Here is a 12,069-nt window from a genome sequence, read left to right as displayed (position 1 = left end):
AACCTATGTTGCGAATAGAGAGCTTTTCACTGGGACCTTTGCAAACGAATGCTTATCTGCTCCGGGGGGAGGCGGACGATCGGGCCGTAATTATTGACCCGGGCATGAATCCGGGCTCTCTGCTCCGGAGGATTGAAGGGTTGGAGATTGAGGCGATTCTGCTGACGCACGCCCATTTCGATCACATCGGCGGCGTGGAGGAGATTCGGAAGCTTAAGGGCTGTCCGGTTTATGTGCATCCTCTGGAAAGCGAGTGGCTGACGAGTCCTAAACTGAACGGTTCCTTGATGTGGCCGACAGTGACGGGGCCGATCGCGTGCGAACCCGCGGAGTTCGATCTGGCTGAGGGGCAGAAAATTACGCTGATCGGTCACGAGTTCACGGTTTACCATACGCCCGGACACTCGCCGGGCAGCGTGAGTTTTTTGTGCGGAGACGATTTATTCTCGGGCGATTGCCTGTTCAAAATGAGCGTAGGCCGCACCGATCTCCCCGGTGGGCGTGAGGCGGACCTGTACAACTCGATACGCGGAACCCTGTTCCGTTTTTCCGATGAAACCAAAGTCTATCCGGGCCACGGTCCAAACACGAGCATCGGATTCGAGCGGGCGAACAACCCTTACGTTTCGGGCTGATGCGGCAATGGAGCCTATGGCCGTAAATTCCTGCAAATCTGCATCTTTTTCGCTCGCATCGGGCCGAGGCTTTAAAATTCCTGCAAATGCGCAGGTATTTTCTCGCGAAAAGAGCGCCCTTTAGAATTTAGCCGTAAATTCCTGCATTTTTGCATCAATTTGCAGAACGGCTCAACAATTTGGCGAAAATTCCTGCATATTTGCATCTTTGAAGCCCGACGTGGCATCAAACCGGGCCAGGTGCCGCCCATTTTAAGACTTATTCGTCACCTCAGGAAGCGGCGTGGCGAACGGGGGCCCGGCAATTCGCGGGCTGCCCGCCGGAATAGCTGTCTTTTTGGCCGCTATTTCGGCCCGATTCGGCTCCGGGGGGGAAATAGCGGTCAAAAAGGGCCCTATTTTCCTGGTATGGGTTCCGAAATCAAGTTTTGGCCCACATTTTCCCAAAATAAGGGCCAAAACGTCCTCTAATTCACGCCGTCCAGCCGAATGCGACAAAATGGCAGCGCAAAAAGCCCTTATTTATCTGCCTGGGCTCAAAGGGAAGCAGGCCGCAGACAAATTTTAATGACTAGTAGGGCGGTTTTACAACAAATTTTTGCACAAAAAGTGCAAAAATGCTGGACAAGCCTGCCGTCCTTTGTTAGAATCATGTCTATAAATATTGTTAACCCTGCGAAGCACGCAAGCTGAGGAATTATCCCGGTTTGCGTTCTTTTTTTGCGCTTTTTGGGGAGACGATTGACATGCGCTTCTTTGAAAAATGAACAAATCCTAAAATTTTCAGAGCTGTCGGCTCTACTGCCTAGCAAAATGTTGCCCATCTCCGATTTTTTTAGTAGGATAGAAAAATAACTTATGAATAAATCAGGGAGGTAGACGATGCTGCAGTTGGGAGAGAGAGTCGTAATCGTCGGAGATGCTTTTGAGCAGAATCTTCCTGTTGGGGAATATGGCTACGTTATTGCTTACGACCGTAATCCGGATAATGCGTTTGATTACGTAATCCGCGCTCCAAAGACAGGACGCAATTATTACGTTCCTTCCAGTGATGTGGAGTCCGAAGAGCTGCTCATGGAATATGAAGCCGAGCGGGCTACGAAGGAAGCGTTGATCGATTACGCTCTGGCGACGCATAACGAGAAGCTGTTTATGCATGTAATGAACGGCGGCGATCAGGATGCGGATGAGCAGAAGGAACCAACAAAGGAAGTTATGTCTCAGGCCGAGTTCATCAAACAGGTGAATTTGCGAGCATGGATATAAGGAGCCGGCGATGCCGGCTCTTTTTTCGTATATTTTGCAGGCTTTCGCCAGGTTTCGCGTTAACGGATTGAACTCGTGCACATTCTACAATATAATTTTATTCATCTGAATCGTCATGGTAGAATGAACTAATCAGCCCCGCAGGGACGTTTAAGGAGGAAAGCAAATGAGCATCCAGGTAAAAGACGTGGAGCATGTGGCCAAGCTGGCCCGGTTGAACTTGAGCGACGAAGAGCGGGAAATGTTCACGGAACAGTTGAACGCGATTTTACAATATGCCGAGAAGCTGAATGAGCTGGATACGGAAGGCGTGGAGCCGACGACGCATGTCCTGCATCTCAGCAATGTCATGCGCGAAGACGAGGTGCACGAAAGTCTGCCTCAGGAGAAAGTGTTCCGGAATGCGCCGGATGAAGAAGACGGGCAATTTAAAGTGCCGGCGGTACTTGAGTAGATATAGCGAAGGAGGATGCGCCAGTGAGTCTTTTTGAATTGCGCTTACAGGAGATACATAATCAGCTCAGCAAAAAAGAGCTGTCCGTGACCGATTTGGTGGGCGAGGCGTTCGCCAAAATATCGGAGCGGGATGGACAAGTAGGCGCTTATTTAACGTTGAATGAAGAAGGGGCCCGCGCCGAAGCGGCAAGGCTCGACAACAAGCTGGCCGGCGGGGAGGAGAAAGGCCTTCTTTTCGGGCTACCTGTCGGCATTAAGGACAATATGGTGACCGAAGGTCTGCGCACGACTTGTGCCAGTCAATTTTTGGCGAATTATGATCCGATTTACGATGCAACGGTAGTCTCGAAACTGAAGCTGGCGGAAGCGGTAACGGTAGGCAAGCTGAATATGGATGAATTCGCCATGGGCGGTTCCAACGAGAATTCCAGCTTCCATCCGGTGCGTAACCCTTGGGATTTAAGCCGCGTTCCCGGCGGTTCCAGCGGCGGCTCCGCGGCTGCGGTAGCGGCGGGGGAAGCTTACTTTACGCTCGGCTCCGATACCGGCGGTTCGATCCGCCAGCCGGCTTCCTATTGCGGTGTTGTCGGCTTGAAGCCGACTTACGGTTTGGTGTCCCGCTACGGGCTGGTGGCGTTTGCTTCCTCGTTGGACCAGATCGGCCCGATTACGAAAAATGTCGAAGACGCGGCATACGTCTTGCAAGCCATTGCCGGACATGATCCGAAGGATTCCACGTCCGCGAATGTCGATGTGCCGGATTATTTGGAGGCGTTGACCGGAGATGTGAATGGACTGCGCATCGCGGTGCCTAAGGAATATCTGGAAGGCGTGGATCCGCAGGTCAAGGACTCCGTCATGGCGTCGCTGAAAGTTCTTGAAGGCCTCGGCGCCGAATGGGAGGAAGTGTCCCTGCCGCATACGGAATATGCGGTCGCGGCTTACTATCTGCTGGCTTCTTCGGAAGCGTCCTCCAACTTGTCGCGCTTTGACGGCGTTCGTTACGGCGTACGCGCCGATCATGCGGGCAACCTGCTGGATTTGTACCTGGAGTCGCGCAGCCAGGGCTTCGGCCCGGAAGTAAAGCGCCGCATTATGCTGGGGACTTACGCTCTCAGCTCGGGTTACTATGATGCCTACTATTTGAAGGCGCAAAAGGTCCGTACCTTGATCAAACGCGATTTTGACCAGACCTTCGAGAAATATGACGTCATCCTCGGACCTACGGCACCGACTACCGCCTTCCCGCTGGGATCGCAGGTGGATGATCCGCTGACGATGTACCTTAACGATATTCTTACGATTCCGGTCAGCCTGGCAGGCGTTCCGGCGATCAGCGTGCCTTGCGGCTTTGCGGACGGCCTTCCGGTCGGTTTGCAAATCATCGGCAAGGCGTTTGACGAGAGCAGCGTGCTTCGGGTAGCCCATGCGTTTGAAGCTCATACGGACCACCACAAACAACGCCCGTCGTTGTAATGGGGGATTTACAGGAGGGTCAATATGTCAACATCCAAATATGAAACGGTAATAGGGTTAGAGGTGCACGTGGAGCTGCACACGAAGACCAAAATCTTCTGCGGCTGCTCCACGGAATTCGGCGCTCCGCCCAACACGCACACCTGTCCCGTCTGCCTGGGACATCCCGGTGTTCTGCCCGTGTTGAACCGCCAGGCGGTGGATTACGCCATGAAGGCGGCCATGGCCTTAAACTGTGAGATCGGCGATGTCAGCAAATTCGACCGTAAAAACTATTTTTACCCGGACTCGCCCAAAGCGTATCAAATCTCCCAGTACGATCAGCCGATCGGGGAGAACGGGTATATCGATATTGAAGTGGACGGGCGTACGAAGCGCATCGGCATTACCCGCCTCCATCTTGAGGAGGATGCCGGGAAACTGACACACGTTGACGGTGGTTACGCCTCTTTGGTCGACTTCAATCGCGTCGGTACCCCGTTGGTGGAGATCGTGTCCGAACCGGATATCTCCTCACCGGAGGAGGCGCGGGCGTACCTTGAGAAGCTGCGCGCGATCATGCAGTATTGCGAAGTTTCCGACGTGAAAATGGAGGAGGGCTCCATGCGCTGCGACGCCAACGTCAGCCTGCGTCCTTGGGGGCAGGAGGAATTCGGCACCCGCGCCGAGCTCAAAAACATGAACTCCTTCCGCGGCGTTGTGCGCGGTCTGGAATATGAACAGTATCGCCAGGCGGAGATTCTCGACGAAGGCGGCAAGGTTGTTCAGGAGACGCGCCGTTGGGACGAGGCTCAAGGCAAAACCTTCTCCATGCGCGGCAAGGAAGAGGCGCACGACTACCGGTACTTCCCCGATCCCGATCTGGTGAGAATCCATATCGACCAGGCGTGGAAGGAGCGGATCCGGGCTTCGATTCCGGAGCTGCCGGACGCGCGCAAAGCCCGTTACACGGCGGAATACGGACTGCCGGAGTACGATGCCGGCGTGATTACGTCCTCCAAGCCGCTGGCGGATTTGTTTGAGAACAGTCTGGAGTACACGTCCGATGCCAAAGCCGTGTCCAACTGGATCATGGGCGACTTGCTCGGCTATCTGAACAGCAACGGATTGGAACTGCCGCAAGTGAAGCTGACCGGTCAGGGCCTCGGCGAAATGATCAACCTGATCGAAAAAGGCACCATCAGTTCCAAGATCGCCAAGACGGTCTTCAAAGAAATGCTGCAAAGCGGCAAGCTTCCGCAGCAGATCGTTGAGGAGCAAGGGCTGGTACAAATCAGCGACGAAGGCGCTATTCTGGAGATCGTAAAGGAAGTGGTGGCGAACAACCCGGCTTCCGTGCAGGATTATAAAGCGGGTAAGGAAAAGGCCATCGGTTTCCTGGTAGGCCAAGTCATGAAGCAGAGCAAAGGCAAAGCGAACCCGGGGCTGGTGAACAAACTGCTGGTCGAGGTTCTGAAAGATTAGTAATCGGGAGCGGGCCGGGGCGGCCAAGGGGGCATCCGTATGATCGTACGTCTATCGCTGCACGATCCGGACATGGTGGAGCAGTTGTGGAGCCTGCAGCACGCGGCTTACCGTTTGGAGGCGGCCGCGATGGGTTTAAAGGAAGCTCCGCCGCTGCCGGAAACCTATGAAACCATTCGGAACAGCGCCGACCATTTTTACGGGATGCTTTCGACGGACGGCGAGCTTCTCGGTGCGATTGTGACGGCACCTGTGGATCTTTCCGCAAACAGCCTGGAAATTACCCGGCTGATGGTTCACCCGGATCATCTTCGCAAGGGGATCGGCGCTTCTTTGCTGAAATATGTGATCGATAACCACCCGGGGATCGCAACGTTCTCCGTTACCGCAGGAACTCGTAACGAACCCGCGGTCTCACTGTATCGGAGGTTCGGATTTTCGCTTGGCGAAAGCGTTAAATCCATCCCTGGGGCGAGACTTGCGGTATTCCGTTATCACCGGAATTAGAAACGAGCGCACCTTTTCTGGCCATGCGGCCGAATTGGTGCGCTTTTTGTCTTAGCCAGGCCCAGTTCATTCCATATTACAGACAGTGAGAGAATAGGGTATTATTATACTAATATATAAATACGGGAAGGAGATGGCGATGAATAAGAGATCCGCAAAAAAACAAGCCCGGCATCCCGGAGAACAGGCGGTTCGCAGCTACGGATTCCGGCCGAGACGACGTAAGCGCAAGTTCATCGCTTGTTTTCTGAGTGCGATATTTCCCGGTTTGGGCCATCTCTACTTAAAAATGTTCTCCAAAGGCGCCGTTCTGATCTATTGCGTGCTGCTCGATGCATCGGCGCTGATTTATTTTTCCTCCGTGCGCTCCGGAATCAATGTTCCGTTTTTGATTTTGCTCGGATTGATGATTCCCGTCCTTTATTTTTGCGGTATATATGACGTGCTGCAATCCACGGACGTGATCAATGCCAGGGTAAAACGCGCCCAAACCGAAGAGGATGAGGTTGTTCCGACCGACGGGAGCGAAGAAACCGGATATAGCGGGATCCGCCGTGGCGTGGCCGCAGGGGGACTGCTGATGGGCGGGGGCGCGATCCTGTTTCTGTTCAGGCAAAAGCCGCCGTGGCTGGAAGGTTTCATTCAGTGGTCGGCGGGTTATGCGGTTTCGGCGGCCCTTATTCTGACCGGACTGTGGCTGATCTGGAGGGAGATCCGCCGCCGGCTGATCCGCACGGGACGTTTTACCGCCGCGGCCCTTTTAATCGCGGTAGGTGTACTGTTGTTGATAGACCGGATTACCGGATGGGATTTGCTGCTGTTTCTGCCCCGGTGGTGGCCTGTTGTTTTGATGGCCAGCGGCTTGGAATATATTGTTGTGTTCATCCATAACAGAAAGCATACGGACCGTCCGGAGCGCCGTCTGCGCGTGGATATTAGAGGGATGCTCGTTGCGGTATTTCTCGGATTTTCGGTTTTTGCCGTGACCCAACAGGACCATTACCTGCACCTATGGAACCGTGTCAGCCTAAATCTCGCCACCGCGGGATCGGAGTTCAGCATGGAGGAAGGACTTCATGAGGAAAGACCGATCATCGAGGTCCCGATCGATTTGGAGACCGAACAGATTCACATTAACGGAATCAACGGGGATATTGAAATCCAACGCGCCGAGATTGAGGGCGTCCAGATCCGTTCCGCGGTTTGGGTGGATCAAGTCCCGGCCGAGGAAGCCGAAAAAATCGCGGAAAAAACAACGATCGATACCTCCGTGGGAAAAGCGTTGGCGATTACCGTCAAGGATTTGACCTATGGAGAATCGGGAAGACGCCATCCCCGGGTGAATCTTACCATCGTACTGCCGGAAAACCGCTTTTTGGATTTGGATATCAATACTTCCAGCGGTGATGTGACGCTGACCCGGGTGCAGGCCTTGAAGTCCGTCAAGCTGCAGACCGGGAACGGAAATTTGCGGCTTTGGGATGTGATCGGAAATGTCTCGGCCAAAACGTTGAACGGCAACGTGGAGCTCTTCCGGATTTTCGGGGACGTGATCGTGGACACCCAAGGCGGCAATTTGAAGGCGAACAGCATCAACGGCAATGCCTCGCTCTCCACGATGGTTGGCGATATCTCGGTGGTTCATGCCGAATCTGACATCAAGACCAACACCAAAAACGGAAATATCCAGATCGATGGAGTTCCGCTCAATCTTGAGGCGGAATCGCTTAACGGTAAAATTCACATCGCAACCCATGAAATCGGCGGAGATTGGAACGTATACAGTGCGGTCGGCGAGATGCGGATCCAGATTCCGGAGGCCGGGAATTATAGCTTCGAAGGCTCCAGCGGTTACGGAAATATCGAAACCGATCTTCCCTTTAATATCGAAAACAAGGAAATCAAGGGGATTGTCGGCAGTGGGGACCACCAGATTAAGGTTGATGGAAACAGCGATTTAATTGTGACCAAACGCTGAATCTCCTTGATGTATGAGCCTTACATGTCCGGTGGGGACGGCTGGTTCGTTGACAAACGATTTATGATAACCGTACAATAAATTTGTAAATATATTTAAGCATGGTTTTTTTGCACTTTTTTAGAGGCGGTGGACTTTATGGCTACACGCGTACAGCATGCGCTAGACCAGTTGAAGAGTAACGGTGTACGCATTACGCCGCAACGTCATGCCATTTTAACTTATCTTATAGAATGCATGGGACATCCGACCGCGGATGAAATTTATCGGGCGCTCGAGCCCCGTTTTCCGAATATGAGCGTGGCAACCGTATATAACAATCTAAAGATGTTAATGGAAGCCGGTATGGTGCGTGAATTGACCTACGGGGACAACTCCAGCCGCTTCGATGCAGATGTTTCGGATCACTATCATATCATTTGCGAGAAATGCGGTAAAATCAAAGATTTCTCTTATCCATCCCTCATGGAAGTCGAACAGAAGGCCGAAGAGATGACCGGTTTCATCGTCCATGGACATCGGATGGAACTGCACGGAATTTGCGAAACCTGCCGTAATCGATAGTTCAGTCCGACTTGTGGGTAGAGAAACGTGAGGGATTCCTTCGGGAGTTTCTTCACGTTTTTATTTTTTGGGAAGCGAGGTATTTTACGTTGAATAGCAGAAAAAGGCTCCATAGAAGTTCCAGACGGAGAGGCCGGGGGAAATGGTGGCTGGCGCTGCTGATCCTTGCGGTTGGAGCGTACTGGTACTCTGCTGAAATTTTGCCCAACCGGGAACATACGGAACCGGTCTGGAAAGGGAAAGTTGCCAAACCGATGTTTGTTGGGGGAGAATTGCTGGAAGGCAGCGCCATAGGCGATGGGGAAGGGCTCAAGCTGCCCCTGCCGACGATTCAATCTGTGGTGGATCCCAATATCCGGTATGAAGAAGAGTCAAAATCCGTAATTTTGACGACGCCTAAAAAGTTAGTGCTGCTGAAAACGAATGAGAAAAGGGGAAAAGTCAACAACAAGCCGCTAAGCCTGCGCTTTGCTCCTGAGGAAGAGGAGGGGGTTCTGTATCTGCCGGCCTATTTGCTGAAGGAACTGTACGGCATGGAAGTGCATGAAGATGCCGATTCCGGCGCGGTTCTGCTGATGAAACCCGGGGAAACGGTGAAGCATAGGCTTGTTCGCGACGACTCGAAAAAAGACAATTTTACGGCTCCATTAAGAAAAGACGCCAGCATCCATTCGCCGATTTTTGCGGATATGGAGCCAGGTACCAAATTGAGAGTTCTCGATAGCCAGGATGATTGGTATTATGTCCAGCTTTATAATGGATATACCGGGTATGTCAAACAAAAAGACACGGTAGCCGGCGATGATCGCACCGTTCCCGAGCTTGAGCCGGTTTTGTCGCCGGCGAAGAAGAAATGGCAGGCCAAGAAAATCAATATGACTTGGGAAGCCGTTTACGAAGTAGCCCCGAAGCCTTCTTCTCTCGGAAAATTGCCAGGGGTGAACGTCGTGAGCCCAACCTGGTTTTCGTTGGTTGACGGAAGCGGTAACCTCCGAAGCAAGGCGGATCCCGCTTATGTCCGATGGGCCCATAACCAGGGCATGCAAGTCTGGGGGTTGTTCAGCAATAGCTTTGAACCGGATTTGACGACGGAGGCGCTGTCTTCTTTTGAAAACCGGATGACCACCATCCTTCAAATGCTGCATTACGCAAAGCTTTATGATCTGGATGGGATCAACATCGATTACGAGAACGTGCACACCAAGGATGGGCCGAATCTGACCCAGTTCATGAGGGAACTGCGGCCTTTGGCCATGGAATATGGGCTTGTCGTCTCTATTGACGTAACGCCGAAATCCAACAGTGAGATGTGGTCGGCTTTTCTGGATCGAAGAGCGCTGGCCGAAGCCGTCGACTATTTGATTCTTATGGCCTATGACGAGCATTGGGCTGCCAGTCCCAAAGCGGGTTCGGTGGCCTCTCTTCCTTGGGTGCGTTCATCTGTTATCCGGCTCCTGGAAGAGGATGACGTGTCCCCAGATCAGTTAATCCTTGGAATTCCGTTATATACGCGGGTATGGACGGAAACGGTCAAGGATGGCGAAGTCAAGGTCAAATCGAAAGCGATCGGCATGGAGAAGGCGCAAAATCTGATCCGTGAGAAAAAGCTGACTCCATCCTTGTCGGAGGAGGCCGGGCAGAACTACGTGGAATATCGTGAAGACAACGCGTTGCACCGCATTTGGCTGGAGGACAAGGTATCATTGCAGCGGCGGGTCGAACTGTCGCAATCTCTGGGCTTGGCGGGGGTTGCAACCTGGACCCGAAGGTTTGCCTCCGATGAAGCTTGGGAAGTGCTACAGCAAATTTCAGAATAAAAAAAGGTTGGACAAGGGATTCCTTGTTCAACCTTTTTTTGTGTCCGCGTTGGTTTCCGGCGTTTGTCCAAGCGTTTGCCGGCTCTCTATTTCTTCCGCCGTGATGGTCGCATGATGCGGATCCAATGTCAGGATCGTCTTGCAGAACATGCACCGGTCCGTCTTTCCCAACATTTTCGTCAGCTTGTGGCATTCCGGGCACTCCAGTTGGACGGCGGATGTCGAAAGCATCCCTGCCCAAAAATAGATGGCCAAGCTGGCCATCATGGCGATCAAGCCGATCACCAGGCCGATCCCGGCGATAACTTTGCCGGACTGACCCCAAAAAACGATCCCGGCGGTTCCCAATACCATCAGTCCCATTCCGGACATCGTTAACAGAAGGCCCCATAAACGGAATTCATTAATCTTGCTGGATTTAAAGAACATGTTTATAAAACCTCAATTCTTTTGAATAATCTCATTCCAAAATGGAAGAAGGAAACTTTAGGGAAGCGTAGAACTATATTATAACGAATCGGCATAAATACGCCAAGCCAGGAGGGTAACGTGGAGCCAACCTTTTTTTCTTTTAAAAGCCAGGAGAAGAGCGGTCACCAAGCTGTTGGAGCGGTGGGCTTCCGGCACCCCGGCAGTGTGTTTCGCGGTTCATTGCTGCATGATTTTGAGCTGCTTGTATTGGTAATCTGCGAAGAGACGGATTCGGGCCTCGTACATATGGAACATTGTTTAAGCGGCTCCCTGCACTATCAAATGCGTTATATCGGAAGAAATGAGTTGCTGCAATGGGTGGTCACCGGTGAGCACCCTGATATCGTGCAGTGTTTCCTGCAGGGGGAGGTTATTTGGGACGTGGGAGGAAAAGTGACGGAGTTGCGCAAAGAATTGGCCCGTTTCGGGAGCGGAATGAGAGAAAGGCGGAAGCTTAAGGAGTTTGCCGGGTTTTTGCGTACCTACGTAGAGGCCAAACGTTATGCCAGTGAGCAGGATTTCATGGATGCTTACTACTGCGTGCTGCAATCCTTAAAACATTACGCTCGGATTGAACTGATCGATGAGGGGATTGTCCCGGGAGATAGCGTATGGGAGCAAGCGCAATCCTTAAACACGGTTGTCCGCAAATTGTTCGACGAGCTTACCGACAGCAAGGAAACGATCGAGCAGCGCGTTGAACTGGTGCTTCTTGCCTGCGAGTTTTCCGCCATGTCCAGGATGGAGGATTGCTGCTCGCTGCTCTTGCGGATTTTGGGAAGCCGGAAGGAAGCCTGGAGCATTCAAGAACTGCTCGAACTACCGGAGCTTAGCTATATCAAGGAGGAGCTTCCGATGATGATCCGCAAGCTGGTGTATCGATCGCTGGTTAAACAATCGGCCGCGATTTCCGCAGATGCCTCCGGAGGTGGCCGCGAAATTCGATATTGGGCATAAAGTTTCGATATATTTTCATTTATTTCCTTTGTAAAAATAGTTGACTGTTCTATTCATTCTGTGTTAAATTAGATCTCGCCCCTGAGAGACAAGAAACTTGTTAAGCAAGTCAAAATGAATCAAAAAAATGACTTGAAAAAAAGTTCTTGACTTAAACGAGGAAAACATGATATATTATAAAAGTCGCCGCTGAAACACAGCGATGACGAAAGAAACGAAGTTGATCTTTGAAAACTGAACAACGAGTGAGTATTAAAATGAGAAGTAAAATTCTCGTCAGATTCAAAATGAGCTATCAGCTTATTCAATAAGTTTCAACTTTATTGGAGAGTTTGATCCTGGCTCAGGACGAACGCTGGCGGCGTGCCTAATACATGCAAGTCGAGCGGACTTGATGGAGTGCTTGCACTTCTGATGGTTAGCGGCGGACGGGTGAGTAACACGTAGGCAACCTGCCCGTAAGACTGGGATAACTACC

The 12,069-nt window shown here is 52.0% G+C and carries 11 protein-coding genes and 1 rRNA gene; 11 read left to right on the top strand and 1 reads right to left on the bottom strand.

The features are described from left to right. Positions 1–5 precede the first annotated feature (5 nt). From V4U84_RS25880 to V4U84_RS25840, 9 genes are all read left to right on the top strand, one after another. Positions 6–635 carry an MBL fold metallo-hydrolase gene (locus V4U84_RS25880; RefSeq protein WP_334076053.1) on the top strand — a complete coding sequence of 210 codons (630 nt, stop codon included), beginning with the start codon at positions 6–8 and terminating at the stop codon, positions 633–635. An 882-nt stretch (positions 636–1,517) separates the two neighbouring features. Beyond that, positions 1,518–1,901, top strand: a complete 384-nt coding sequence (locus V4U84_RS25875; RefSeq protein ID WP_334076052.1) for an ATPase — start codon at positions 1,518–1,520, stop codon at positions 1,899–1,901. Between the two features lie 166 nt (positions 1,902–2,067). Then, entirely contained in the window at positions 2,068–2,355 is a 288-nt protein-coding gene (gatC, locus tag V4U84_RS25870) for an Asp-tRNA(Asn)/Glu-tRNA(Gln) amidotransferase subunit GatC (RefSeq protein WP_334076051.1), read from the top strand. A 23-nt stretch (positions 2,356–2,378) separates the two neighbouring features. After that, complete coding sequence (gatA, locus tag V4U84_RS25865; protein WP_334076050.1) at positions 2,379–3,833, top strand: Asp-tRNA(Asn)/Glu-tRNA(Gln) amidotransferase subunit GatA; 1,455 nt, start codon at positions 2,379–2,381, stop codon at positions 3,831–3,833. Positions 3,834–3,857: 24 nt separating this feature from the next. After that, positions 3,858–5,297, top strand: a complete 1,440-nt coding sequence (gene gatB, locus V4U84_RS25860) for an Asp-tRNA(Asn)/Glu-tRNA(Gln) amidotransferase subunit GatB (RefSeq protein ID WP_334076049.1) — start codon at positions 3,858–3,860, stop codon at positions 5,295–5,297. Positions 5,298–5,336: 39 nt separating this feature from the next. Then, a complete protein-coding gene (locus V4U84_RS25855; protein ID WP_334076048.1) occupies positions 5,337–5,804 on the top strand; it encodes a GNAT family N-acetyltransferase in 468 nt (155 codons plus the stop codon). Between the two features lie 139 nt (positions 5,805–5,943). Next, the gene (locus V4U84_RS25850; RefSeq protein ID WP_334076047.1) at positions 5,944–7,782 is read left to right on the top strand and encodes a DUF4097 family beta strand repeat-containing protein; all 1,839 of its coding nucleotides are present in this window, start codon (positions 5,944–5,946) and stop codon (positions 7,780–7,782) included. Positions 7,783–7,920: 138 nt separating this feature from the next. Beyond that, a complete protein-coding gene (locus V4U84_RS25845; RefSeq protein WP_334076046.1) occupies positions 7,921–8,346 on the top strand; it encodes a Fur family transcriptional regulator in 426 nt (141 codons plus the stop codon). 89 nt (positions 8,347–8,435) lie between these two features. Next, positions 8,436–10,163 carry a glycosyl hydrolase family 18 protein gene (locus V4U84_RS25840; RefSeq protein ID WP_334076045.1) on the top strand — a complete coding sequence of 576 codons (1,728 nt, stop codon included), beginning with the start codon at positions 8,436–8,438 and terminating at the stop codon, positions 10,161–10,163. A 27-nt stretch (positions 10,164–10,190) separates the two neighbouring features. On the opposite strand, the gene V4U84_RS25835 is transcribed toward V4U84_RS25840, so the two are convergent. Further along, on the bottom strand, positions 10,191–10,592 hold the full coding sequence (locus V4U84_RS25835) for a YgzB family protein (protein ID WP_334076044.1): 402 nt from the start codon (positions 10,590–10,592) through the stop codon (positions 10,191–10,193). A gap of 120 nt (positions 10,593–10,712) precedes the next feature. On the opposite strand from V4U84_RS25835, the gene V4U84_RS25830 reads away from it, so the two are divergent. Together V4U84_RS25830 and V4U84_RS25825 are read left to right on the top strand one after the other, a co-directional pair. Continuing rightward, positions 10,713–11,591 (top strand): nucleotidyltransferase-like protein, encoded by an 879-nt coding sequence (locus tag V4U84_RS25830; RefSeq protein ID WP_334076043.1) that lies wholly within the window; start codon positions 10,713–10,715, stop codon positions 11,589–11,591. A gap of 320 nt (positions 11,592–11,911) precedes the next feature. Next, a 16S ribosomal RNA gene (locus tag V4U84_RS25825) occupies positions 11,912–12,069 on the top strand; the annotation flags it as partial.

Origin of the sequence: Paenibacillus sanfengchensis, from assembly GCF_036864765.1 — a bacterium.
In the GTDB taxonomy this organism is placed as follows: domain Bacteria; phylum Bacillota; class Bacilli; order Paenibacillales; family Paenibacillaceae; genus Fontibacillus; species Fontibacillus sanfengchensis.
This window is presented reverse-complemented; position numbering and strand designations above follow the sequence as displayed.